The organism is Salipiger abyssi (assembly GCF_017311415.1).
Lineage (GTDB): Bacteria > Pseudomonadota > Alphaproteobacteria > Rhodobacterales > Rhodobacteraceae > Salipiger > Salipiger abyssi_A.
Map to the genome: position 1 here is coordinate 18,077 of NZ_JAEKIS010000003.1, position 22,232 is coordinate 40,308.

The following is a 22,232-nucleotide window of genomic DNA, read 5'->3' on the forward strand; positions in this document are numbered from 1 at the left end:
CGATGCTCCAGAATGTCGCGGGATTGAGGTGGAGGCCCCGGGTCGAGCCCGGGGCGGGGAGCTCTGAACAACCCACCCCGTACCTGTTCCGGGGCCTCGTGGCCGGGCAACCGCGTCAGCGCGCCGAGACCTTCTCCGGCTTGGCCATCCATTCCTTGCCGCGCAGCATCGCCTTCCAGTAGATCGGCGGCAGGATTTGCTCCTTCAGCAGCCAGGCGGCGCGGGTGGGCTTGGTGCCGTCGATGACCCATTTCGGGAAGCTGGGCAGCAGCGTGCCGCCATAGCCGAACTCCGCCAGCACGATCTTGCCGCGCTCCACCGTCAGCGGGCAGGAGCCATAGCCGTTATACATCGCGCGCGGGCTGGCGCCCTCGATATCGGCGGCGACGTTCTCGGCGACGATGGGCGCCTGCATCCGCGCGGCGGCGGCGGTCTTGGCGTTGGGCGCGTTCATCACGTCGCCGAGGCTCCAGATATTGTCATAGCTCTTGTGGCGCAGGGTGTTCTGGTCGACATCGACCCAGCCGGCGGCATCGGCGAGCGGCGAGACGCGGATGAAATCCGGCGCGGTCTGCGGCGGGCAGACATGCATCATGTCGAACTCCAGCTCGACCGTTTCCGGCTCTGTCTCGGGCTTGTTCACCGCGAAGGTGGCTTTCTTTGCCGGCCCGTCCACCGCGATGAGGTTGTGGAAGAAATTCAGCGTGGCGCCGTATTTCTTCACGTATTGCTCCAGCGCCGGGACGTAATCCTTTACGCCGAAGAGCACGCCGCCCGCGTTCATGAACTGGATGTCGATATCGGGCAGCACGCCCTGGCGGAACCAGTGATCGCCCGAGAGATACAAAGCTTTCTGCGGCGCGCCCGCGCATTTGATCGGCATCGGCGGCTGGGTGAAGAGCGCGCGCCCGGTCTTCAGCCCCTTCACCAGCTCCCAGGTATAAGGCGCGAGGTCATAGCGGTAATTCGAGGTCACGCCGTTCTTGCCCAGCGTCTCCACCAGCCCGTCGACCTTGCCCCAGTCGAGCTTCAGCCCCGGACAGACGATGAGACGGTCGTATTTCACCACCCGGCAGCCGTCGAGGATGACGGCGTTGTTGTTGGGCTCAAAGGCGGCGACCGCGGATTTGATCCAGTGCACGCCCTTGGGGATCAGGCTGCCCATGGTCTTGGCGGTGGTTTCCGGCTCGAAGATGCCGCCGCCCACCATGGTCCAGCCGGGCTGGTAGTAATGCACATCCGCCGGGTCGAGCAGCGCGATCTCCAGACTGGGCAGGCGCGCCTTGAGGCTGGCCGCAACGGCGATCCCCGCCGCGCCGCCGCCCACCACGACCACGTCAAAGCTGGCATCGCCGGTATCGGTGGGGGTCTTGCCGCCATTGACGATGCGGCGCACCACGCCGGCCATGTCGTAACCGGCATTCTTGGCGGCCATCAGGATTTCGGCGGTGGACATGGTTTTGGCCTGCGCCAGCGACCACAGCGTGGTCGAGCGCGTGCCGGTGCGGCAATAGGCAAAGACCGGGCCGGGCAGCTCGCGCAGGGCGCGACCGAAATCCTCGGCATCGCCATCCTGCACCTTGCCCGAGACCACTGGAAGATAGCGCGCCTCCAGCCCGTGTTGCCTGGCGGCGGCTTCGATCTCTTCAAAGCTCTGCTGGTCCGAGCCCTCGCCATCGGGCCGGTTGCAGATGATCGAGCGGTAGCCGGCAGCGGCAATCTCGGCCATGTCGTTTGTGGCGATCTGCGGTGAGACCGTGAGGTCGTCGTTGATTTTTCTGAATTCCACGGCGCGTCTCCTCCAGGGCGGGAATCGGGGTTGGGGCTTTATACATTCATGATGCAGAATTTGTCACGCGCCAGAGGGTCACAGCGGAATCGCTCGGAGCGGAGAGGATGGCCGAGGGTGCGGTCTGGACCCATCGTTCGACGCGGGCTTATCAACGTCCGACGGGAGCCCGTCCTTGCGAGGCTGCGCGAGCAACGAATGTCGGCTCCGGCGGTTGCAGCGTTTTTTCCCGTGTTGTCCTACGCCTGTGCGGAGGAGCCCCCTGAGAACCAACACGCACTCTTCGAAAACGCCGAACGATTTCACATGATCGTTCGCTGCGGGGCTCTAAAGCGCGACCGCCCCGATCTTGTCCGCAACCGCCTGTGCCGCCCCTGTCGCCCCCACGGCGACGTCGAGCCAGAGGCTTCTTTGCAGTGGTGGGTCGAGCGGTCGAGAGACGAGGCCGTCCGCGCCGTCCAGAACGACTACGGAAGGCAGGATACTGATTCCGAGACTGGCGCGCACGGCTGCGAGCAAAGCGCGCGTGTCGCGGATTCTCAGCACGACGTCCAATGCCGCGCCGGCCGCAGACATATGACACGAGATCGCATCTTCGCAGCCCGATGCCGACATCACGAACGAAAAGCGGGATAGATCAGAGGGCCCCAGCGCTCGGAGATGCGCGAGAGGATGATGTTCGGGCATCACGCCAACCAGTTCGACCTTCGTTAGAAGGCGCGCATTGGCGGACAGGTCTGCCATAGAGACGGCCACGTCGATGATTCCCTCGGAGAACCAGTTGGCGATCTCCGTATCGGTCCCTTCGATCACCTCCACCGTCACGGCCGGATGTTGACGGCGCAGGACTTCCAGGGCCCTCGGCACGACGGCGATCGCGGCGCTCGCGACCGAGCCCAAGCGAACATGCCCCGTCATTGCGAGATCGGGCCGCATGTGTCCGATGGCATGGATATGCTCGAGAGCGCTTCGTGCCTCGCTCAGCACCGCCGCGCCGAGCGGCGTCATGACGACGCCACGTCCCCGGCGGATGGTGAGTGGACCGCCCATGAGGTCTTCCCAAGCCCGCATCGCATGGCTCACGCCCGACTGCGTCATCCCGAGCTTGTCTGCGGCGCGCGTGTGCCCCCCTTCATCGGCAAGGGCGTCCAATACACGCAGCATCGTCAGATTGAGATGAAATCGGCTCATGGAAAAAGATCATAACAATCATTTCTCGCATGTGATAGCGGTTGGTAGTATCGTGGTATGACCACACCGCCCATCCGCCCCGCCCCCATCGCCTCCTCCCTGCCGGCCACAACGTCGCTCCGCTACCTACGGGGGGCCGCTTACGGCGTCGCCGCCGTGTCGATCTGGGCAGGCTGGATGGCAATTACACGTATCGGTGTGACGACAACGCTCGATGCATGGGATATCGCGGCACTGCGCTTTGGGTTCGCGGGCCTCGTCCTGCTACCGGTCGTCTGGCACCGGGGCTGGGCGCTGGAACGTCTCGGCTGGCGGCGCCTCCTGCTATTGGTCGCGGGTGCGGGCGCGCCCTATGCGCTGATCGCTGCCCAGGGCCTACGCTTCGCACCCGCTGCGCATGCGGGTGCGCTGATTCCCGGTGTCATGCCGCTCTTCGTAGCTGCGCTCGCCGCAGTGTTCCTGGGCGAGCAGTTTACTGTAGCACGCAGGTTTGGGCTCACTTTCATCTTTGCGGGGCTCCTCACCATCGTAGGCGCGTCCCTCATCGAAGGGCTGACGGCAGGCGGTCTCGCTCGTTCGGGCGGTCATGCGCTCTTCCTCGCTGCCGCATTTCTCTGGGCTTGTTTCACGGCAACAATGCGATGGGGCGGGATCGCGCCCCTCCACGCGACCGCCCTCGTTTCAGTTGGCTCGATGATCGGCTATGTACCATTCTATCTCTTGATCGCAGGCGATCGCCTCATCGAAGCGCCGCTCGCTGACATCGCCACGCAAGCGATTTACCAAGGCCTTCTCGCTACGGTGGTGTCCCTGACCCTATTCGGGCGCGCTGTCGCGATCTTGGGTGCGTCGAGCGGCGCGGCGTTTGGTGCGCTCGTGCCCGCAATGGCTGCGCTGCTGGCGATCCCCATGCTGGGCGAATTGCCGTCAGCATCCGACTGGGCGGGTATTGCGGCGATTACACTTGGCGTCTATCTCGCCAGCGGAGGACCGATACCCCGCCGGCAGCGATAGGACGGGTGGGGTGAGCGGCAGCGGACGGAACGGCTTTGCGAGCAGGCCCGACCAAATCGGGCCTGCTCGCCATCGCGGCGAAAACCTGCTGCGTCCCGATCTCCCCGCGCGCGCCTGACGACGCTCTTGTCGCGACCTCTGTCTTCAAAACGAAAAACGCCGCCCCGAGGGGCGGCGCCGGTCTGCGAACGCAGGCGTCGGGATCAGAAGCCCAGGCCTTCGTATTTCTTCTTGAACTTCGACACGCGGCCGCCGGTATCCATCAGGCGCGAGGAGCCGCCGGTCCAGGCCGGGTGCACCGAGGGGTCGATGTCGAGGGTCAGCGTGTCGCCCTCTTTGCCCCAGGTGGTGCGGGTCTGATACACGGTGCCGTCGGTCATCTTGACGTCGACGACGTGGTAATCGGGGTGGATGCCCTTTTTCATGACGTCGCTCCTTATGCGTCGGCGCCGGCGAGCGGCTTGTAGTTGGTGTCCTCCGCGATCCGGGCCGATTTGCCGCGACGCGAGCGGAGATAGTAGAGCTTGGCGCGGCGGACGCGGCCGCGGCGCACGACGGTGATCGACTCGATATTGGTCGAGTAGAGCGGGAACACACGTTCCACGCCTTCACCGAAGGAAATCTTGCGGACGGTGAACGAGCCGGCGATGCCCTTGCCGTTCTTGCGGCTGATGCAGACGCCTTCGTAGTTCTGCACACGCGAGCGCGTGCCTTCTGTCACCTTGTAGCCGACGCGAATGGTGTCGCCGGGCTTGAAATCGGGGATCTCTTTCCCCAGGGCGGCAATCTGTTCCGCCTCGAGCTGTGCGATCAGATCCATCTGACCTTCTCCTTGGCTGCTCACGGTTGGACCCGTGAATATGTCTCGCGCCCCAGAGCTCCGCGTCTTCGGTCGGGTCCGCGCCGGCTGTTGCCGGGGCGCCCGCGGGAGGCTATCGACGTCTTTTCCGTATCTGTTATCCGGTCCGTCTGTGCCCCGTCGAAGATGCGGGGCAGACAATACCGGAAAGCCCGCTCGACTCAGGAGAGTCTGCGGACGGGCTGCGTATAGGCGCAGGTGGCCTGCCGATCAAGGAAAAAAGGGTGTGGAAGCGACGGGTGGCTGTGCTCGGCGGGACATTGCGGCTACTAGGTGTTCTGCTAGAATTCCGAGTTCGCCCTGCCATGTGGAGATCGGCGAAAGATCGGGTGAGTTTTTGCGGATGACGAACGCCGCCCCTCGGAAGGCAGCAAGAAGGAAACCATTTCATGACGTTCATGCGTGTCATCGTGACGATTGCTCTTGCCGTTCTGGCGGGTTGCGGCGTCAGTGGAGATTTTGAGACGGTAGGGCCCAAGGAGTTGCAGGCGGCCGTCGAAAGCGGGCGGATCAACCCCGCGACCCCGACACCGGGCAATCTGGCCCTTGCCGGTCATCGTATTGACCCGCAGGCACCGCGTCCGGGCTATACCGTCGCGACCGACAGCGTCGGCAATGGCATCCAGATCGAGTATTTTGCGCCCGATGGACGCAGCTATCTTTGGTACCCTGGGAATAGATCGGTCGTTCAGGCGCAGTACCGCTATGGTCTGGTTATTCCGCGTGATGGCAGCGCTGGCCGGATCGGGACGATTGAGTTCCTCTACCCCTCGAATTCCATCGACAGGACTGGCAGGAGAGGCGGCAAGTGGGAAGCGCGCGGGATTTCGGATTATCGCGTTTATGTCATGGCCTCGCGGAAAGGCGATATTTTCAACCTCTCTTCGGGCGAGGTGCCTTATGTTCGGCGCGGCTGCGACCTGCCGAAGCCGATGATTGCTACCCCCCCAAACCGTGGTGTCTGTCGCCGCTGACCCCTGGATGCCCTTCATGGAATAGGATCCTCCAAAGTGGCGGACGGTATTCTAGACCGGCGGCGCAGCTTGCCGTTGACGAGCGCGGACGTCTCTCGCCGTGATCCCGAACACGTCCGATAGCGAACCGTGCCGTCAGCTCAGAGCGCCCGTTTGAACCCCACATGGCTCGCGGTAAAGCCGAGCCCCTCATAGAACCGGTGCGCATCCTTGCGCGAGGCGTCCGAGGTGAGCTGGACCATGACGCAGCCGCGCCGGCGGCATTCCTCGACGGCCCAGCGGATCATCTGCCCGCCGAGCCCCAGCCCGCGTGCGGGGGCGGCGACGCGCACGGCTTCGATGGTGCCGCGCAGGGCGCCCTTGCGGGAGAGGCCGGGGGTGAAGGTCAATTGCAGCGTGCCGATCACCGCGCCGTCGCGTTCGGCCACCGCGAGGAGCTGGTTCGGGTCGGTGTCGATGGCGCGGAAGGCGGCGACATAGCTCTCGGCGAGCGGTTCGCTCAGGTCTTCGCGCGTGGCGCCGAGCGGATCGTCGGCCAGCATTGCCACGATGGCGGCCACATCGGCCTCGGTGGCGCGGCGCAGGACGATATCGCTCATGTCTTGCCCCCCTTCGTCGCCTCATGCGCCGCCCATAGGTCCGGGCGGCGGGCGCGGGTGATCTCTTCAGCCTGGGCACGGCGCCATTTGGCGATCTCGCCATGGTGGCCCGACAGCAGCACCGGCGGGATCTCCAGCCCCTGCCACTCGGCGGGGCGAGTGTATTGCGGATGCTCCAGCAGCCCCTGGGAAAAGCTCTCCTCCTCGATGGACTCGGCATTGCCCAGCACGCCGGGCAGCAGCCGCACCGTGGCATCGAGCATCGCCTGCGCGGCGAGCTCGCCGCCGGTCAGCACGAAATCCCCGAGCGAGATCTCGGCGATTCCGTAGTGATCCAGCACCCGCTGGTCGAGCCCCTCGAAACGCCCGCAGATCAGCGTGACCCCGGGGGTGCGCGCAAGATCGCGCGCGACCGACTGGTCGAAGCGCCGCCCGCGCGGCGACAGGTAGAGAATTGGCGCGGCAGAAGAGATGCGGCGGCGGGCAAACTCCAGCGCGCGGCCCATCACGTCGGGGCGCAGCACCATGCCGGCGCCACCGCCGGCCGGCGTGTCGTCGACATTGCGGTGCTTGCCCTCGCCGAACTCGCGCAGCGGCACCGTGTCGAGCTGCCAGAGCCCGTCCTGCAACGCCTTGCCGGTGAGCGACAAGCCCAGAACGCCGGGGAAGGCCTCGGGAAAGAGGGTGACGATCTGCGCGGTCCAGGCGCGCGCCAGCTCGGGCCGCTCGGTCATCAGCTCGCGCGGCTTCAGGCTGGGGCGGATGGCCTTGCGGCCATGGGATTTCGGTGCGTCGCTCATGGCCTTCCTCTAGCCGCAAGGGCCGGGCGGCTCAAGCGGCGTAGAGATCGACGGGCTCGATGTAATCGGCGATTTGCGGCGGTGCGCTCAGCCCGCCATCGGCCAGGCTCCAGTGGTCGCGGGGGCGCGGCGCGCGGCCATGGTACTCGGCAAAGACGCCGCGCGGTTCGGGCCAGCGCGGCGCGCCGGTGATCTCGGCGAGCCGGTCGAGCTGTGCGGCCAGTATCGGAGCCGCGGCGGCCACGGAGTCAGGAGGGGTCAGGCCCATATCGCGGGCGCCGTAGCGCTTGCCGTTCCAGTTCTCGATCACCTCGTGCATGCCGTCGAGCCAGCGCGTGTCGCCGTTCCTTGCAGCGGCCTCGAACTGCAGGTTGGCGGCGGCATTGGCCAGAAACAGCGCTACCGATGCGCGCTGGCAACCCGGCTGCCGGGCGCACCAGAGCGCGGCGGCGCGCTGGTCGGGATCGCCCGCGTCATGCGCGGCGATCACCTTGTGCCAAAGATCCGGGTCGGGACGGTCGAGCCGCTTCAGCGCCACAAGCAGCGACGAACGCGCCTTTGTCCTTTCCGCCTGTTCCCAGGCGCGGCAGGTGGCGCGAAACGCAGAAAGCTGCGCGTCGTAGTCTCTGCGGCGGCGGTCGATCTCGACGATCCGGTCGCGGATATCGAGCAGCACATCGGGATTGACGAAATGCTGCGCCAGTTCGCCGGCCCGATCAGGCGCAGCGCGGACAAGCTCCTGAAGCTGCCACACTTCGTGCAGCCGGTCGGTGTCCAGCTCTGCCACACCGCGCACGCCCCAGGAGGCGAAGATTCGCTCTATGATGCGGCGCAGAGCGTAGTCCGGGGTCTCGGGCTCGGCGCCGCCGTACTCCGTCGTGAGCGGAGGTGCACTGCGCAGAATCTGAAACAGGCGGGCGCGGATTTCCGGTGCGCCGGGCAGATCCTCCGGGGGGCTGCGGAGTGTCGGCAAATCGAGCAGGGGGGCCGGGCGTTCGCGACGATTGTCGATCGCCTGGCGGGCAAAATGCGCCGCACCGAATGCCACCATCCATGCAATGGCGAGAATGACCGAAGGCCCGACTTCCGCAATTGCGGCATTTACCACGCCTTGCGGCAGGGCCAGCAAAATCAGGGCCGGGCTCAGCGCAAACCCAGACCAGAGAACTCGTTGATAGGTGGTGAGCACGGATCGCCCCCTTTTCGACAACATGGGGGCGAAAATTCTGTCCAATTGTGGCAATTTCTGGGAAGCCAGTTGGCCTTTTAACGAATGGTTTCCCTGGCGGAAACAGTGCGCCCGGCTCCGGGGAGCTGTCTGCAATCGGGGTGGTAATGTCTTGAGAGTTCGGGCGAAAATCCGCCATTTTGTGGCCGGTTTTCGAGGCGGTCGGTGCTCGCGCTCCCGCCCCTATGCGCCCCCGGACGCGTGACCTGCAAGTGAGTCGTTCCCCAGGTTCGCGGACGACATGCGTTTCTCGCCTTTGTCAGTCGAAAAGCCCTTCGGGCGGGTCGGCCACGATGCGCCCGGAGGCGAGATCGACCGTGGGCACCGCCGCATGTGTGAACGGCAGCAGCACGGTCTTGGAACTTCCGGGCAGGAGCAGCTCCAGCAGATCCGCGGCACCGTGATTGAGCACCGCCTTGACCCGGCCCAGCTCGGCGCCGCCGGTGTCGTATACCGCAAGCCCGATCAGATCCGCGTGGTAGAACTCGTCATCGGGCAGGGTGGGCAGCCGGTCGCGCGGGGCAAAGAGCCGGGTGCCGCGCAGCGCGTCGGCATCTTCCTTGCTTCGCACGCCGGAAAGCCGCGCCGCAAAGCCGCCCTTGATCGCGCTTGTGATCTGCACATCGAAGCTGCGGCTGCCATCCTCGGTGGTCAGCGGGGCATAATCGGCCAGTGCCTCGGGATCGGCGGTGAAGCTCTTCAGCCGCACCTCGCCATGCACCCCGAAGGCGCCTGAAATCGCTCCGACGCAGATCTTATCGCTCACTCCGGCCTCGCTTTCGCCTCGCATACCGGAGATCTGGATAGACCAGTCCGCCGGGCATTGGCAATCGCGACGGGATCAGAAGCGCAGGCGGAACACCCGGGTGACGCCGAAACGGATCGTCCATTGATCGTCGCTGCCGTTCTCGACAATCGGGCTGTCTGCGGCATCGTTGCGGTATTGCTCCCAGGTGAGCGCGCCTTCGAGGCCCCAGTCGTCGTTGAGCTGATAGCGCGCACCCATCTCGACCCCGGCGGAGAGCAGTCCGCCATCGGCGTCATAGGCGGGGCGCGAGGCGGTGGCCTCGTTGCCGTCGACGCCGAAATAGGTGTCGGCGTAATCGTTGCTGCCCCAGAAAAGCCGCGGGCCCACAGTCAGCTTCCAGCGGTCGCCGGGCCGCGCGATCACGTCCATACCGGCCTCGCCGACCCAGGATTCATGCCCGCCGAAGCCACGGCGGAAATCGGTGAAGGCAGAGAAGTTCTCGGCGGTGTAGCCAAAGCCAAAGCCAAGTTCGACCGCCGCGTCGATATCGTCCATGCCGCGCAGGTCGTCGTAATCAGAGGCGTCGCGCTCGCCGATATATCGGAAAGAGCCGTGGATGTCCCAGCCCAGCGGATCGGTCCAGGGATCGCCGTCGCCGAACTGCCGCCCGTTGCGCAGGGTCAGCCCGTGGAACTTGAAGCCGAGATCCGGACCGGTCGCGTAATCGTCGCTGCCGAAATATTCCGGCGCCACCGCAGCGCCGCCGCGCAGGGAGAACACGAATTCGGGCTGCGCCGAGCCGTAGCCAGTTCCGGCGCTTTGTGCGAGCGCGGCACCGGGGAGGGCGGCAAGGGCGAGAAACAGAACAGGACGGAGCGGGGACATGCGGGTCTCCAGAAACAACGGTTGATTCTCATACTAGCGATTTTGCGACGGTTTCCCAGTCACATGCATGAGAAAGGCGCGCGGGTGTCACCCGCGCGCCCTTCCGCCAGCCGAATGGCCGGAACTTATTCCGCGGCAGCCTCTTCCTCGGCCGGAGCGGCGGCGGCTTCTGCCGCAGCAGCGGCCTTGGCGGCCTTGGCTTCGGCGCGCTCGGCGGCGGCTTTGCCCGGAACGGCTTTCTTGGGGTTGCTGCGCTCTTTCTTCTCGATCACGCCGGCGGCTTCGAGGAAGCGTGACACGCGGTCGGTGGTCTGTGCGCCCTGGCCAACCCAGTACTGGATGCGCTCGACATCCATGTTCACGCGGCGCTCGTCATCCTTGGCTAGCAGCGGGTTGTAGGTGCCGACCTTCTCGATGAAGCGGCCGTCGCGCGGCATGCGCGAGTCGGCGACGACGATGGCGTAGTGGGGGCGCTTCTTGGAACCGCCGCGGGCGAGACGAATCTTGAGGGCCATTTCAGTTTCTCCTTTAGCAAATGGCGTTGGTTTCGGTTGGCTGCGCCAACCTCACGATTGGTGTCGTTCGTGGTGCTTGATGACTTCCTGAATGACGAAATTCAGGAACTTCTTGGCGAATTCCGGATCGAGATCCGCTTTCTCCGCCAGATCCTGGAGCCGCGCGATCTGTTTCTCTTCGCGCGCGGGGTCGGAGGGGGGCAGGTCGTGGTCCGCCTTGAGCAGTCCCACGGCCTGGGTATGCTTGAACCGTTCGGCCAGCGTGAAGACGAGGATCGCGTCGAGCCGGTCGATGCTCTCGCGGTGTTCCTTGAGCAGCGCGGCGGCACGCGCGACAGGGTCTTGCGCCTCTGGCGCAACGGGATCGTGCGTCTCAGTCAATGGCCCAGCCTTTCGGTTTGAACAGGGGGTTCTGGAAATTTGCGATTTCCATGTCGATGCCGTGCGCCAGCTGCGTGCCGCGCAACGCCTGCGGTTCGGGGTGGCGATAGACCGCGTCGGAGCCGTCGATGGAGGCCGCCTGCGGGTCTTTCGTCGCGCCCAGCCGCTCGGCCAGCCGGATGGAATCGAGGTTCTTGGGGTCGATATACGACACCGCCCCGTCCCAGCCCTGGCTGTCGTAGAAATGCGCCCGCACCCGGTGCGTCGCCTCCAGCGCAAAGCCCATGCCGGCCTTGTCGGGCCAGATGATCCAGGCGATCTCGCGCTCGGGCCATTTCGCCGGGAACCAGCCGCCCGCCATGCCGACGGTTTCGTCGGTGTCGCGCAGATGCACCATCCACATGCCGAAGCCGCGAATCTCCCAATGGCCGATCTCGGCGGCGTAGAGCATCCAGGTCTCATAGGGGTTCAGCGGACCGCCCATGAAGCGCGAGCGGTAGGAGGCGAAGGTGGCCTTGAAATCCGGGTAATCCTGCGGCTCGGGGCCGCGCAGCACCAGGCGTTTCGTTTCCAGAACGGGGATCTCTGTCATGCCACGCCTCCGGTGATTTCCGGGTGGCGGTAGACATGGGCAAGATGGCCCATGATCTCTTCTTCGCGTTCGAAATGCGCACCGAGCCGCAGCGCCAGCGCCTTGGAGCGGTCGTTGGCCGGGTCGATCAGGCTGACAAGCCGCGTGAGGCCGAAATATTGCGCCGCGGCGGCGCGGGCGGCCTCGGCGGCCTCATGGGCGAGGCCCTTGCCCTCAAAACCCGCAAAAATGCCATAGCCCAGCTCGGGTTCGGGCCATTCGATATGGTTGAGGATGCCGGCATGGCCGATCATTTCGCCGGTCTCGCGCAGGGTGATGTGCCAGATGCCGTAGCCGCGGATCTGCCAGTGCCCCGCCGTGCGCAGCAGCAGGCGCCATACGTCGCCGCGCGCCAGCGGGCCGCCGTTGAAATGCGACCGCTGCTCGGCATAGAAACCGCAGAGCGGATCGAGATCCTCCAGGCGCGGGGCGCGCAGGATCAGGCGATCGGTTTCGATGACGGGGATCGCGACGCTCATCCCAGCACCTCGTCGGGGCCGGGGTGACGATAGAGCAGGTCCTCGCCCATATTGTAGTTCTGATAGGTCCGCTCATAGCTGGCGCCCAGCCGTTCGGCCAGCGCGATGGAGCGGGTGTTGCCCGGCACGATATTCGAGGTCAGCGTCTTCAGGCCGAGATCCTCATAGGCGTAGCGGCGCACCCGCCGGGCGGCCTCGCTGGCAATACCCTTGCCTTCGAATTCCGCGAAGACCACCCAGCCGAGCTCCGGCTCGGGCCAGCCCTCGGGGTTCCAGATGCCGGAGATCCCGGCGGGGGTGCCAGCCTCTTTCAGCTCGATGGTGAAATAGCCGTAGCCGCGCAGGTGCCAGTGGCCCACGTTCAGCGCGAACCAGCGCCAGGCGTCGCCGCGATGGTCGTAGCCGCCGAACCCGTCCGAGCGTGCGCGGTCGAGCAGGAATTCCGTCAGCGGCTCGGCATCCTCGGGCTCGGGGCCGCGCAGGATCAACCGCTCGGTTTCCAGATAGGGGGCCTGAGTCAGGCTCATGCCCGGCCTCCCGCCCGGCGACACCGGAGCTGTGAGTATTTGGAGAAAGATGAGAGGCGGGGGCTCATGCGCGCGCCTCCGGGCTTCTGCCGGGGGCGAAATGGCGGAAGCTCTCGCACCCGGGCAGCGGGCAGGGGGCGCCGGTTTCGTCGAGACGGGCGCCGAGGCGCAGGGCCAACGCGCGCGATGCGGCGTTGGCGGTGTCGATATAGCTGACGACGCTGTCCCAGCCGCGGGTCTCGAAAAGATCGCGCAGCACCGCTTCGCAGGCTTCGCGGGCATAGCCCTTGCCCTCATAGGCTGCGTCGGTCAGCAGCCAGGACATTTCCGGTTCGGCAAAGCCTTCGGGATGATGCGGGCCCGCCATGCCGATGGTTTCGCCGCTGTCCTTCAGGCGGATCGCGTAGAAGCCGTAGCCGCGCAGCACCCACTGACCGACATAGGCGGAGAACTTGTGCCAGGCGGCGACAGGCTCCATCGGCCCGCCATAGAACTCGGCCCGGTCCGAGCCCAGGAACGACAGCATCGCAGGCTGGTCGGCGGCGCCGGGCGCACTCAGGATCAGGCGGTCTGTTTCCAGATGGGGGAGCTGGCTCATGTATAAGCCTCCGGGCTGCCGTCGCTGTCCGGGCGGTGGCGGTAGACGAGGGTTTCTTCCGGGGCCTCATCCGGGGGGAGGGCGGCGTCGGGATCGAGGACCGCGCCCAGACGTTCGGCCAGCGCGATGGAGCGGCTGTTTTCGCGGTCGATATAGGAGACCAGCGTCTCGATCCCCTGGCCCCAGGCCCAGAGCAGCACAGCGGCGGCGGCCTCGGCGGCATAGCCCTTGCCCTCGGCCTGCTCCAGCAGCGTCCAGCCAATCTCGGTTTCCGGGTAGTGCGGCGGGTGCAGCAGGCCGATCTGGCCGAGGAAGCTGCCGTCTTTGTCTTCGATGCCCCAGGAGCCGAGCCCGATGAGATCCCACATGCCGACCTCGGAGGCGAGCCAGCGCCAGGCCTCCTTGCGCGGCAGCTTGCCGCCCATGTAGCGCGCGCGATCCGTTTCGAACAGGTCGCAGAGCTGTTCGAAATCGGCCATCACATGGCCGCGAAGCGTGAGGCGCGGGGTATGGAGCAGGGGAGCGGGCAAGGGGCTTACTTCTTCTTGCCGAGCCCGCTGAGACCCGGCGGCAGACCGCCGCCGCCCATGCCGGGAAGGCCGCCCATGCCACCGGGCATCTTGCCGCCCATCGCCTTGGCCGCCGCCTCGATGGCCTTGGGGTCCATCTGCGAGGGATCCATGCCCTCGGGCATGCCGCCCTTGCCGAACATGCCCTTCATGGCCTGTTTCAGCATGCCGCCTTTGCCCATCTTGCCCATCTTCTTCATCATGTCGGACATCTGCCGCTGCATCTTGAGCAGCTTGTTGAGATCCGACACCTCCATGCCGGCGCCCGCCGCGATGCGTTTCTTGCGGCTGGCCTGAAGGATCTGCGGGTTGGCGCGTTCCTTCTTGGTCATGGAGTTGATGAGGGCGATCTGCTGGCGCAGGATCTTGTCGTCGATACCGGCGCCGTCCATCTGCTTGGCCATTTTGGCGGCGCCGGGCAGCATCGACATCATGCCTTCCATGCCGCCCATCTTGATCATCTGTTCGAGCTGCATCTTGAGGTCATTCATATTGAACTGACCTTTGGAGAAGCGCTTCATCATGCGCTCGGCCTGCTCGGCCTCGAGAGTCTGCTGCGCCTTCTCCACCAGCGCGACGATGTCGCCCATGCCGAGGATGCGGCCGGCGACGCGGTCGGGCTCGAAGGTTTCGAGCGCCTCCATCTTTTCGCCGAGGCCGACGAACTTGATCGGCTTGCCGGTGACCGCGCGCATCGACAGCGCCGCGCCGCCACGACCGTCGCCGTCCATCCGGGTCAGCACCACGCCGGTGATGCCGATGCGGGTGTCGAAATTCTCGGCAGTGTGCACCGCGTCCTGACCGGTGAGACCGTCGACCACCAGCAGCGTCTCGCGCGGGTTGGCGACGTCGCGCACCGCCTCGACCTGCGCCATCAGCTCTTCGTCGATGGAGAGGCGACCGGCGGTGTCGAGCATGTAGACATCGTAGCCGCCGAGGCTGGCCTGGGTCTTGGCGCGTTTGGCGATGGCCACCGGATCCTCGCCCTTGACGATGGGCAGGGTGTCGACGCCGATCTGCTTGCCGAGAATCTCCAGCTGTTCCATGGCCGCCGGACGGTTTACGTCGAGCGAGGCCATGAGCACCTTCTTGTGGTCGCGCTCTTTCAGCCGTTTGGCGAGCTTGGCGGTGGTGGTGGTCTTGCCGCCGCCCTGAAGGCCGACCATCAGGATCGGCGCCGGCGGACTGTCGATGCGCAGGGCGCCGGGCTCGCCTTCGCCGGCCAGCACCGCGATCAGCTCGTCATGGACGATCTTGACCACCTGCTGGCCCGGCGTCACCGATTTGGTGACCGCCGCGCCGGTGGCCTTTTTCTCCACGGCCTTGATGAATTGCCGCGCCACGGGCAGCGACACGTCGGCCTCGAGCAGCGCCACGCGCACTTCGCGCAGGGCGGTGCGCACGTCATCCTCGGAGAGCGCGCCCTGTTTCGTCAGCCGGTCGAAGACGCCGCCTAGGCGCTCGGAAAGATTCTCGAACATGGGGCCTCGGGCCTCCCGTCATTGCTCCTGATGCCACCCGAGATAAGGGCGGCGGCGTTGCGACACCATGGGGCAATGCGAAACGGCCCCCGTGGGCGCAACGCGCTGACGGAGGGCGATCCCGGGCATACCCCAAGGGACCGGAGGCACGATGATGCTTCCGGAGTTGCGCAGGATTTACGGTTCGCGCGCATATGAGTCAAGACAATATGGGGCTGCGTCCCTGCGAGGCATTGTTCGGGACCGGTAAACGGGGTATTGGTGGGGACGACGGGTTCAAGGCCGTCTTCGGGCGAGTGCTCAATCACTGGGCATGTGACCGGCGCGAAACTGAGCATAAAAGGCACAGTTAGCCGGGATCTCCGCGAAAAAGCGCTGGTGCCGAGATTCGGACTGGCAGATTCGGCGTACTGCCGTTAAGACAAAATCTGACACGCTCATTTTAAAGGTGACGCATGAAACTGAAATCGCTTATGACCTCGGCCGCCATCGTCAGCATGCTGGCCACCTCCGCAGCTTACGCTTCCGACCCGAGCGGTGCCGTCGAAGACGACGACCCCTATGCTCTGGCCGCAGCGACCTCTTCGGTCGACGAGGGCCTGCTGGCCGCGGGCGGCGCCGTGCTGCTGCTGGCCATCCTGGCATCGGGCGACTCGTCCAGCTCTTCCTCGAGCTCGTCGTCGGGTTCCAACTGATCGCTTTAATGGCGCATTCGATGTTTTGAGGCTGCGCCAAGCGTCGAAATTTCTGAAAGCACCCGGTTTGCCGGGTGCTTTCTTTTTTGGCCGTTCCCATGCCGCGCAGGCAGCAGCGGAATAAGTTGCGACATGGCCAAGGCGCTTATTGCATTTCCAAACCAAAATCCGCCATATCGAGGTGCGATGTGATTTCTCGCACAGGGGGCCCTATGACCAATTGGGATGAGATCCGGACCGCCTATCAGGTGGCGCGGCTTGGTACGGTTAGCGGTGCGGCGGAGGTGCTGGGTGTGCACCATGCCACGGTGATCCGGCATATCGATGCGCTCGAGGCGCGGATGGGTGTGAAGCTGTTCCAGCGGCACGCGCGCGGCTACACCCCGACTGAGGCCGGGCAGGATCTGGCACGGGTGGCGCAGACCACGGACGATCAATTTCAGCAGCTGGCCGGCCGGATCAAGGGGCAGGGCGAAGGTGTGTCGGGCGAGCTTCTGGTGACGTCGCTGATCAACTTCTCGCCGCTGATGGTGGGGGCGCTTGCGACGTTCCGCATGGCTTATCCGGATGTGATCGTGCGCTTTCTGACGGGGGCGCGGCTGTTCCGGCTGGAATATGGCGAGGCGCATGTGGCGCTGCGGGCGGGCTCTGTCCCGCAGGAGCCGGACAATGTGGTGCAGCCGTTTTCGCGGCAGGCGGTGGCGCTCTACGGCGCCAAATCCTACGTCGCGGCGCGCGGCGCACCGAAATCGGAAGAGGATCTGGCGTCTTTCGAGTTCGTTGGCTACGACGATCCGGAGTCGCGGGCACCCTTCAATCTCTGGATGAAGCCGCGCGTGCCCTTCGACCGCGTCGTCTTCCGCACCGAGGACAACCGTGTGCAGCAGGAGGCGGTGCGCGCTGGCGTCGGGCTGGGCTTCCTGTCGGTACATGAGGCGCAGGGCGATCCCGACCTGGTGCAGATTCTGCCGCCACGCGAGGAGTGGTCCTCGCCGCTCTGGCTGGTCACCCATGTGGATCTGCACCGCACGCCAAAGGTACAGGCTTTCCTGCGGCATCTGAAGGAATACGCAACCGACAAGAGTGCGCAGTGACCCCCTCGGCACTGGGTCACCTGGCGATGCTGAGCTTTTCCGCGCTGGTCGCGGGGTCCTTCGCGCTGGGCAGTATGGCCGCGCCGCATATCGCGCCGACGGCGCTGAATGCGGTGCGGTTCCTGCTGGCGGCGGCGCTGCTTTCGGCCGTGGCGGCGGCGAGCGGCAAGGTCACGCGGGCCTCGATGGCGGCGCCCTGGCGCTACGGCGTGCTGGGCGGGCTGTTGGTCGGGTATTTCGTGCTGATGTTCGAAGGGCTCAAGACCGCGGCGCCGGTGAGCCTGTCGACGGTCTTTACCCTGACGCCGCTGATGGCGGCGGGGTTCGGCTGGTTCCTGGTGCGCCAGCGCATGACCCGCCGGATGGCGCTGGCTCTGGCGATCGGCGCCTCGGGCGCGCTCTGGGTGATCTTTCGCGCCGATCTCGGCGCGCTTATGCGGCTGGAGATCGGGCGCGGCGAGATGGTCTATTTCTGGGGCTGCGTGGCCCATGCGCTTTACGCGCCGATGGTGCGCAAGCTGAACAGGGGCGAGCCGGCGCTGGTCTTCACGCTCTGGACCAATCTCGCGGGCACCGTGCTGCTGCTGATCTGGGGCGGGCGCGACCTGCTGGCCACCGACTGGCTGGCGCTGCCGGCTATCGTCTGGATCACCATTGTCTACACGGCCGTGGCGGCGACGGCGGCGACCTTTGTGCTGTTGCAGTTCGCGGCGCTGCGTCTGCCCTCGGCCAAGGTCATGGCCTATACCTATCTCACACCCTCCTGGGTGATCCTGTGGCAGATCGTGCTCGGGCAGGGTGTGCCGCCTGCGTTGATCCTGGGCGGGGTGGCGCTGACGGTGCTGGCGCTGGTGCTGCTTCTCAAGGAGGAGTGAGGGCAAATTCCTTCGAAGGAATTTGCAAAAGTCTTCGAAGACTTTTGCGGCTCAGCCCTCGGAGGGCAGGTTCAGCTCCTGGGTCAGGAAACGCTCGAACGCGTCGAGATTGACCGGTTCGACCAGCCCGAAGCTCACCATCCAGACCGAAGCCTCGCGCAGCGCGTCCGGCTCCAGCTTGCACCATTTCACCCGCCCGCGCTTTTCCTGGCTGATGAGCCCGGCGGCGGCGAGGATCGCGAGGTGCTTCGAGATCGCCGCGAGCGAGGTTTCGAAGGGCTCGGCCACATCGGTCACCGCCATGTCGTCCTCGAGCAGCATCGCGAGGATGCGGCGGCGCGTCGGGTCGGCCAGCGCGGCGAAGACGGAGGAAAGCGTGTCGGTCATTCGGCCATAAGCCGTGCCGTGCCGCCGTCCGTCAAGCGCCATCGGGCAAACTCAACCGCGGGGTTGAATATGGAAATGCGGCATCGTTGGCGCTAACCGGTCCGGGCAGACCATGCCGCGTCGCGCCGCCTTCCCTGAAAGTCATTTTTTATCAGCATGTTGGGTTGGGCTAACATAGCGTTCACCGCTTCTTGACTCAGGCGCCCCCGCCGCATAGCAACATCGCGGAACTCCTCTTGGGGGCAGAATGGTGGGCGATCCCGATCCAAAGCGGCAACTCGACGCGCTGGAGGCCAAGATCGCGGCGGTGAAAGCCGCCCGGGACAGCGACCGGACGCATCAGGAGGAGCATTATTCCCAGGCGCAGCTCGCCTGGCGGATGGTGACGGAAATGGTGGCCGGTCTCGGGATCGGCTTCGGCATCGGATACGGGCTCGATATGGTCTTTGGCACCACCCCGTTCCTCATGGTGCTGTTCACAGTGCTGGGTCTGGTCGCGGGCGTGCGGGTGATGCTGCGCAGCGCCGCCGAGATCCAGAAGGCGCAAACGGCCGAGGCGGCCGGAGAAGACGAGAAGAGGGATCGCGATGGCGACTGAAGCGACGCACGGTGCAGAGATGGCGGAACACGGCGCTGACGCGGGCGGCCTTGTCTTCCACCCGATGGATCAGTTCATCGTTAAGCCGCTCTTTGGCGACGGCGCGGTTGGCATGTTCACCATCACCAACGTGACGCTGTGGATGGCGATCGCCATTCTGGTCATCACCGGGCTGATGGTGCTGGGCACCTCGCGCCGCGCGGTCATTCCCTCGCGCAGCCAGTCGGTCGCCGAGATGGCCTATGGCTTCATCTACAAGATGGTCGAGGACGTCGCCGGCAAGGACGGCCTGACCTACTTCCCCTATATCATGACGCTGTTCATGTTCATCGTGGTCTCGAACTTCCTCGGGCTGATCCCGATGAGCTTCACCACCACCTCGCATTTCGCGGTCACCGTGGTGCTGGCGCTCTGCGTGTTCCTCACCGTGACGATCATCGGCTTCGTCAAGAACGGCGCGTCCTTCCTGAGCCTCTTCTGGGTGTCGAGCGCGCCGCTGGCGCTGCGCCCGGTCCTGGCGATCATCGAGATCATCTCGTATTTCGTCCGCCCGGTCAGCCACTCCATCCGTCTTGCCGGCAACGTCATGGCAGGTCACGCGGTGATCAAGGTCTTCGCCGGCTTTGCTGGCCTCGCGCTGATCTCGCCGCTCTCGGTGGTCGCGATCACCGCGATCTACGGGCTCGAGGTGATGGTGGCCTTCGTTCAGGCCTATGTCTTCACGATCCTCACCTGCGTCTATCTGAAAGACGCGCTGCATCCGCATCACTGAATGAACGGCGGGCGCTCTGCCCGCCGGACAACCGCACACCCCTATCGACCAACTTCCACACGTAAGGAGATTTCACCATGGAAGGTCAACTCGCACATATCGGCGCAGGTCTCGCAGGTCTCGGCACGGGTCTCGCCGCTCTCGGTGTGGGCAACGTCGCCGCCAACTTCCTGTCGGGCGCTCTGCGCAACCCGTCGGCTGCCGCGTCGCAAACCGCGACCCTCTTCATCGGCATCGCATTTGCCGAAGCTCTGGGCATCTTCTCCTTCCTCGTTGCTCTGCTGCTGATGTTCGCCGTCTGATCGACGGAACGACTATCCTTACGCGCGGGCGGCGCCGTTACTGACGGGCCGCCCGATGTAGAGACAACGTTCCGACGGAGGACGACATGGCGACAGAACCTATCGCCGAAGAACTGGCCGGCACCTGCGTCGACTCCCATGGTTCCGCCATCGGGATGCCGCAGCTCTGCGCCGACTGGATCCCGAACCAGGTCTTTTGGCTGGTCATCGCGCTGGTGGTGGTCTTCCTCGTGCTGTCGCGCATCGCTCTGCCGCGGATCGCATCGGTCCTGGCCGAGCGCCGGGGCACCATCACGAACGACATCGCCGCCGCCGAAGAGCTGAAACGCCAGGCGGCCGAGGCGGAAAAAGCCTATGACAAGGCGCTGGCCGATGCCCGTGCCGAGGCACAGGCCATCAGTCAGAAAACCCGCGACGAGATCAAGGCGCAGCTCGACGAAGCGACCGCCGCAGCCGACGCGCAGATCGCCGCCAAGACGGCGGAATCCGAAAAGGCGATTGCCGAGATCCGGGCTTCGGCCATGGAGAATGTCGAGCTCGTCGCCAAGGACACCGCCGGGGCCATCGTGGCCGCGCTGGGTGGGTCCGCCGATGCGGCGACCGTCTCGGCAGCCGTCGGCAACCGGATGAAAGGGTGAGCCCATGCGCAAGCTGATCGTCACCAGCGCCCTGAGCGCCAGCCTCGCCAGCCCCGCGCTGGCGGCAACGGGCCCGTTCTTCTCGTTGCGCAACACCGATTTCGTGGTGCTGCTCGGCTTCCTGCTCTTCGTTGCGGTGCTCGTCTACTTCAAGGTGCCCGGGCTGCTGGGCAAGCAGCTCGACAAGCGCGCCGAGGGCATCCGCGACGAGCTCGACGAGGCCCGCGCGCTGCGCGAAGAGGCCCAGACGCTGCTCGCCTCCTACGAGCGCAAGCAGCAGGAGGTCTCCGAGCAGGCGGCGCAGATCGTTGCGAACGCCAAGCAGGAGGCGGAGAACGCCGCCGCGCAGGCGCATGAGGAGCTCAAGGTCTCCATCGCCCGCCGGCTCGCCACCGCCGAGGACCAGATCGCCGCGGCGCAGGCCTCTGCCGTGAAAGAGGTGCGCGACCGTGCCGCCGCCGTGGCCGTGGCCGCCGCGCGCGACGTGATTGCGCAGCAGACCAGCGCCTCCGACAAGGATCGCCTGATCGACGAGTCTATCGCGGAAGTGGGCGCCAAGCTGCACTGATCCCGGCACAAAGCGATTGCGAAAAGCCCGGCCCCTGCGGCCGGGCTTTTTGGTTGCCGGGGGAACACGATTTGCCTGCGCATTGGCCGAACTTGGGGGCGTAAGCCTTTTCTTGCCGACGGCCCCCAGATACGGTAGCGGCAACGATACCACAGCGGAACATGTGGGTTTCAATTCAAGAGGACAGCGTGGCACATATCATCGTCGTCGGGAACGAGAAGGGCGGGGCGGGCAAATCCACCGTCTCGATGCATGTGGCAACCGCTCTGGCGCGCATGGGCCACCGGGTCGGTGCGCTGGATCTTGACCTGCGGCAGCGCACCATGGGGCGCTACTGCGACAATCGCCGCCGCTTTCTGGACGCCGAGGGCCTGTCGCTTCCCAGCCCGGTCTATATGGATCTGCCCGAGATCCAGCAGGACGCACTGGCGCCGGGCGAGAACGCCTATGATCACCGGCTGAGCAAGGCGGTCTCGGCGCTGGAGGCGAACTCGGATTTCATCCTGATCGACTGCCCGGGCTCTCATACCCGGTTGAGCCAAGTGGCGCATTCGCTCGCCGATACGCTGATCACGCCGCTGAACGACAGTTTCATCGATTTCGACCTGCTGGCGCGCATCGACAACGATGGCGAAAAGATCCTCGGACCCTCGGTCTATTCCGAAATGGTCTGGAGCGCGCGGCAGCTCCGTGCGCAGGCGGGGCTGAAACCCATCGACTGGATCGTGCTGCGCAACCGCCTCGGCGCGCAGCAGATGATCAACAAGATGAAGATGGAAAAGGCGCTGGAGCGGCTCTCCAAGCGCATCGGCTTCCGCATCGCGCCGGGCTTTTCCGAGCGGGTGATCTTCCGGGAGCTGTTCCCGCGTGGGCTGACCCTGCTCGATCTCAAGGATATCGGGGTCAAGCAGCTCAATATCTCCAACGTCGCCGCGCGGCAGGAGCTGCGCGATCTCATGGTTGCGCTGGATCTGCCCGGGGTGACCGTTCGCTTCTGAATATGACAAAGGCGGGCCCCGGGGCCCGCCGCTACGC

29 protein-coding genes are annotated in these 22,232 nt (G+C 65.4%); 11 read left to right on the forward strand and 18 right to left on the reverse strand.

The features are described 5' to 3' along the window. Nucleotides 1–115: 115 nt before the first annotated feature. The gene (locus tag I6N89_RS05150; RefSeq protein WP_207017149.1) at nt 116–1,789 is read right to left on the reverse strand and encodes a TIGR01244 family sulfur transferase; all 1,674 of its coding nucleotides are present in this window, start codon (nt 1,787–1,789) and stop codon (nt 116–118) included. 327 nt (nt 1,790–2,116) lie between these two features. After that, nucleotides 2,117–2,980 (reverse strand): LysR family transcriptional regulator, encoded by an 864-nt coding sequence (locus I6N89_RS05155; RefSeq protein WP_207017150.1) that lies wholly within the window; start codon nt 2,978–2,980, stop codon nt 2,117–2,119. Nucleotides 2,981–3,037: 57 nt separating this feature from the next. Between I6N89_RS05155 and I6N89_RS05160 the strand changes: the two genes are divergently transcribed. Beyond that, entirely contained in the window at nt 3,038–3,994 is a 957-nt protein-coding gene (locus I6N89_RS05160; RefSeq protein WP_268957238.1) for a DMT family transporter, read from the forward strand. Between the two features lie 203 nt (nt 3,995–4,197). Here I6N89_RS05160 and rpmE read toward each other — a convergent pair whose 3' ends face one another. After that, entirely contained in the window at nt 4,198–4,419 is a 222-nt protein-coding gene (gene rpmE, locus I6N89_RS05165; RefSeq protein WP_076699995.1) for a 50S ribosomal protein L31, read from the reverse strand. 11 nt (nt 4,420–4,430) lie between these two features. Beyond that, a complete protein-coding gene (gene rplS, locus I6N89_RS05170) occupies nt 4,431–4,814 on the reverse strand; it encodes a 50S ribosomal protein L19 (RefSeq protein ID WP_207017152.1) in 384 nt (127 codons plus the stop codon). Between the two features lie 428 nt (nt 4,815–5,242). Here rplS and I6N89_RS05175 point away from each other — a divergent pair, with 428 nt between their 5' ends. Then, nucleotides 5,243–5,827, forward strand: a complete 585-nt coding sequence (locus I6N89_RS05175; RefSeq protein ID WP_207017153.1) for a hypothetical protein — start codon at nt 5,243–5,245, stop codon at nt 5,825–5,827. Between the two features lie 140 nt (nt 5,828–5,967). Here I6N89_RS05175 and I6N89_RS05180 read toward each other — a convergent pair whose 3' ends face one another. From I6N89_RS05180 to ffh, 13 genes are all read right to left on the reverse strand, one after another. Further along, nucleotides 5,968–6,426 (reverse strand): GNAT family N-acetyltransferase, encoded by a 459-nt coding sequence (locus tag I6N89_RS05180; RefSeq protein ID WP_207017154.1) that lies wholly within the window; start codon nt 6,424–6,426, stop codon nt 5,968–5,970. Next, the gene (gene trmD / locus I6N89_RS05185) at nt 6,423–7,226 is read right to left on the reverse strand and encodes a tRNA (guanosine(37)-N1)-methyltransferase TrmD (protein WP_207017155.1); all 804 of its coding nucleotides are present in this window, start codon (nt 7,224–7,226) and stop codon (nt 6,423–6,425) included. The genes I6N89_RS05180 and trmD overlap by 4 nt, the downstream gene beginning before the upstream one ends. A gap of 31 nt (nt 7,227–7,257) precedes the next feature. Next, nucleotides 7,258–8,415 (reverse strand): hypothetical protein, encoded by a 1,158-nt coding sequence (locus I6N89_RS05190; RefSeq protein WP_207017156.1) that lies wholly within the window; start codon nt 8,413–8,415, stop codon nt 7,258–7,260. 298 nt (nt 8,416–8,713) lie between these two features. Further along, nucleotides 8,714–9,220 carry a ribosome maturation factor RimM gene (rimM, locus tag I6N89_RS05195; protein WP_207017157.1) on the reverse strand — a complete coding sequence of 169 codons (507 nt, stop codon included), beginning with the start codon at nt 9,218–9,220 and terminating at the stop codon, nt 8,714–8,716. Between the two features lie 75 nt (nt 9,221–9,295). Then, complete coding sequence (locus tag I6N89_RS05200; RefSeq protein WP_207017158.1) at nt 9,296–10,087, reverse strand: MipA/OmpV family protein; 792 nt, start codon at nt 10,085–10,087, stop codon at nt 9,296–9,298. A gap of 125 nt (nt 10,088–10,212) precedes the next feature. Further along, complete coding sequence (gene rpsP, locus I6N89_RS05205; protein WP_207017159.1) at nt 10,213–10,602, reverse strand: 30S ribosomal protein S16; 390 nt, start codon at nt 10,600–10,602, stop codon at nt 10,213–10,215. A gap of 51 nt (nt 10,603–10,653) precedes the next feature. Next, the gene (locus I6N89_RS05210) at nt 10,654–10,983 is read right to left on the reverse strand and encodes a chorismate mutase (protein WP_207017160.1); all 330 of its coding nucleotides are present in this window, start codon (nt 10,981–10,983) and stop codon (nt 10,654–10,656) included. Beyond that, on the reverse strand, nt 10,976–11,575 hold the full coding sequence (locus I6N89_RS05215) for a GNAT family N-acetyltransferase (protein ID WP_207017161.1): 600 nt from the start codon (nt 11,573–11,575) through the stop codon (nt 10,976–10,978). The genes I6N89_RS05210 and I6N89_RS05215 overlap by 8 nt, the downstream gene beginning before the upstream one ends. Next, nucleotides 11,572–12,093, reverse strand: a complete 522-nt coding sequence (locus I6N89_RS05220; protein WP_207017162.1) for a GNAT family N-acetyltransferase — start codon at nt 12,091–12,093, stop codon at nt 11,572–11,574. Before I6N89_RS05220 ends, I6N89_RS05215 begins: the two co-directional genes overlap by 4 nt. After that, the gene (locus I6N89_RS05225) at nt 12,090–12,620 is read right to left on the reverse strand and encodes a GNAT family N-acetyltransferase (protein ID WP_207017163.1); all 531 of its coding nucleotides are present in this window, start codon (nt 12,618–12,620) and stop codon (nt 12,090–12,092) included. The genes I6N89_RS05220 and I6N89_RS05225 overlap by 4 nt, the downstream gene beginning before the upstream one ends. Before the next feature lie 64 nt (nt 12,621–12,684). Further along, nucleotides 12,685–13,218: a GNAT family N-acetyltransferase gene (locus I6N89_RS05230; RefSeq protein ID WP_207017164.1), complete on the reverse strand. Its 534-nt coding sequence runs from the start codon at nt 13,216–13,218 to the stop codon at nt 12,685–12,687. After that, nucleotides 13,215–13,748: a GNAT family N-acetyltransferase gene (locus I6N89_RS05235; RefSeq protein WP_207017165.1), complete on the reverse strand. Its 534-nt coding sequence runs from the start codon at nt 13,746–13,748 to the stop codon at nt 13,215–13,217. Before I6N89_RS05235 ends, I6N89_RS05230 begins: the two co-directional genes overlap by 4 nt. 5 nt (nt 13,749–13,753) lie before the next feature. Then, nucleotides 13,754–15,268, reverse strand: coding sequence for a signal recognition particle protein (gene ffh / locus I6N89_RS05240; protein WP_207017166.1), 1,515 nt, complete (start codon nt 15,266–15,268; stop codon nt 13,754–13,756). Nucleotides 15,269–15,723: 455 nt separating this feature from the next. Between ffh and I6N89_RS05245 the strand changes: the two genes are divergently transcribed. The 3 genes from I6N89_RS05245 (at nt 15,724) to I6N89_RS05255 (ending at nt 17,932) form a co-directional block, all read left to right on the forward strand. Next, entirely contained in the window at nt 15,724–15,963 is a 240-nt protein-coding gene (locus I6N89_RS05245; protein WP_207017167.1) for a hypothetical protein, read from the forward strand. Nucleotides 15,964–16,175: 212 nt separating this feature from the next. Continuing rightward, the gene (locus I6N89_RS05250; protein WP_207017168.1) at nt 16,176–17,057 is read left to right on the forward strand and encodes a LysR family transcriptional regulator; all 882 of its coding nucleotides are present in this window, start codon (nt 16,176–16,178) and stop codon (nt 17,055–17,057) included. Continuing rightward, a complete protein-coding gene (locus tag I6N89_RS05255; protein WP_328805844.1) occupies nt 17,054–17,932 on the forward strand; it encodes a DMT family transporter in 879 nt (292 codons plus the stop codon). The genes I6N89_RS05250 and I6N89_RS05255 overlap by 4 nt, the downstream gene beginning before the upstream one ends. A 51-nt stretch (nt 17,933–17,983) precedes the next feature. Here I6N89_RS05255 and I6N89_RS05260 read toward each other — a convergent pair whose 3' ends face one another. Then, nucleotides 17,984–18,319, reverse strand: a complete 336-nt coding sequence (locus I6N89_RS05260) for an ArsR/SmtB family transcription factor (protein ID WP_076705968.1) — start codon at nt 18,317–18,319, stop codon at nt 17,984–17,986. Between the two features lie 250 nt (nt 18,320–18,569). Between I6N89_RS05260 and I6N89_RS05265 the strand changes: the two genes are divergently transcribed. The 6 genes from I6N89_RS05265 to I6N89_RS05290 all read left to right on the forward strand — a co-directional run bounded on the left by I6N89_RS05265 (nt 18,570) and on the right by I6N89_RS05290 (nt 22,195). Further along, nucleotides 18,570–18,917, forward strand: a complete 348-nt coding sequence (locus tag I6N89_RS05265) for an AtpZ/AtpI family protein (protein ID WP_207017497.1) — start codon at nt 18,570–18,572, stop codon at nt 18,915–18,917. Beyond that, on the forward strand, nt 18,907–19,689 hold the full coding sequence (locus I6N89_RS05270; protein WP_076700046.1) for a F0F1 ATP synthase subunit A: 783 nt from the start codon (nt 18,907–18,909) through the stop codon (nt 19,687–19,689). The genes I6N89_RS05265 and I6N89_RS05270 overlap by 11 nt, the downstream gene beginning before the upstream one ends. Nucleotides 19,690–19,766: 77 nt before the next feature. Then, nucleotides 19,767–19,991 (forward strand): F0F1 ATP synthase subunit C, encoded by a 225-nt coding sequence (locus I6N89_RS05275; RefSeq protein ID WP_009505655.1) that lies wholly within the window; start codon nt 19,767–19,769, stop codon nt 19,989–19,991. Nucleotides 19,992–20,077: 86 nt separating this feature from the next. Beyond that, nucleotides 20,078–20,629, forward strand: a complete 552-nt coding sequence (locus I6N89_RS05280) for a F0F1 ATP synthase subunit B' (protein WP_076700049.1) — start codon at nt 20,078–20,080, stop codon at nt 20,627–20,629. Nucleotides 20,630–20,633: 4 nt separating this feature from the next. Then, nucleotides 20,634–21,197 (forward strand): F0F1 ATP synthase subunit B, encoded by a 564-nt coding sequence (locus tag I6N89_RS05285; protein ID WP_207017169.1) that lies wholly within the window; start codon nt 20,634–20,636, stop codon nt 21,195–21,197. Nucleotides 21,198–21,385: 188 nt separating this feature from the next. Continuing rightward, on the forward strand, nt 21,386–22,195 hold the full coding sequence (locus tag I6N89_RS05290) for a division plane positioning ATPase MipZ (RefSeq protein ID WP_207017170.1): 810 nt from the start codon (nt 21,386–21,388) through the stop codon (nt 22,193–22,195). Nucleotides 22,196–22,232 lie beyond the last annotated feature (37 nt).

Coding starts and splice junctions, on each gene's coding strand:
- I6N89_RS05285 (WP_207017169.1), top strand. CDS start 20,634: ATGCGCAAGCTGATCGTCACCAGCGCCCTGAGCGCCAGCCTCGCCAGC.
- I6N89_RS05220 (WP_207017162.1), bottom strand. CDS start 12,093: ATGAGCGTCGCGATCCCCGTCATCGAAACCGATCGCCTGATCCTGCGC.
- trmD (WP_207017155.1), bottom strand. CDS start 7,226: ATGAGCGACGCACCGAAATCCCATGGCCGCAAGGCCATCCGCCCCAGC.
- I6N89_RS05275 (WP_009505655.1), top strand. CDS start 19,767: ATGGAAGGTCAACTCGCACATATCGGCGCAGGTCTCGCAGGTCTCGGC.
- I6N89_RS05200 (WP_207017158.1), bottom strand. CDS start 10,087: ATGTCCCCGCTCCGTCCTGTTCTGTTTCTCGCCCTTGCCGCCCTCCCC.
- I6N89_RS05215 (WP_207017161.1), bottom strand. CDS start 11,575: ATGACAGAGATCCCCGTTCTGGAAACGAAACGCCTGGTGCTGCGCGGC.
- rplS (WP_207017152.1), bottom strand. CDS start 4,814: ATGGATCTGATCGCACAGCTCGAGGCGGAACAGATTGCCGCCCTGGGG.
- I6N89_RS05250 (WP_207017168.1), top strand. CDS start 16,176: ATGACCAATTGGGATGAGATCCGGACCGCCTATCAGGTGGCGCGGCTT.
- I6N89_RS05225 (WP_207017163.1), bottom strand. CDS start 12,620: ATGAGCCTGACTCAGGCCCCCTATCTGGAAACCGAGCGGTTGATCCTG.
- rpsP (WP_207017159.1), bottom strand. CDS start 10,602: ATGGCCCTCAAGATTCGTCTCGCCCGCGGCGGTTCCAAGAAGCGCCCC.
- I6N89_RS05245 (WP_207017167.1), top strand. CDS start 15,724: ATGAAACTGAAATCGCTTATGACCTCGGCCGCCATCGTCAGCATGCTG.
- ffh (WP_207017166.1), bottom strand. CDS start 15,268: ATGTTCGAGAATCTTTCCGAGCGCCTAGGCGGCGTCTTCGACCGGCTG.
- I6N89_RS05270 (WP_076700046.1), top strand. CDS start 18,907: ATGGCGACTGAAGCGACGCACGGTGCAGAGATGGCGGAACACGGCGCT.
- I6N89_RS05230 (WP_207017164.1), bottom strand. CDS start 13,218: ATGAGCCAGCTCCCCCATCTGGAAACAGACCGCCTGATCCTGAGTGCG.
- rpmE (WP_076699995.1), bottom strand. CDS start 4,419: ATGAAAAAGGGCATCCACCCCGATTACCACGTCGTCGACGTCAAGATG.
- I6N89_RS05160 (WP_268957238.1), top strand. CDS start 3,038: ATGACCACACCGCCCATCCGCCCCGCCCCCATCGCCTCCTCCCTGCCG.
- I6N89_RS05260 (WP_076705968.1), bottom strand. CDS start 18,319: ATGACCGACACGCTTTCCTCCGTCTTCGCCGCGCTGGCCGACCCGACG.
- I6N89_RS05155 (WP_207017150.1), bottom strand. CDS start 2,980: ATGAGCCGATTTCATCTCAATCTGACGATGCTGCGTGTATTGGACGCC.
- I6N89_RS05280 (WP_076700049.1), top strand. CDS start 20,078: ATGGCGACAGAACCTATCGCCGAAGAACTGGCCGGCACCTGCGTCGAC.
- I6N89_RS05180 (WP_207017154.1), bottom strand. CDS start 6,426: ATGAGCGATATCGTCCTGCGCCGCGCCACCGAGGCCGATGTGGCCGCC.
- I6N89_RS05175 (WP_207017153.1), top strand. CDS start 5,243: ATGACGTTCATGCGTGTCATCGTGACGATTGCTCTTGCCGTTCTGGCG.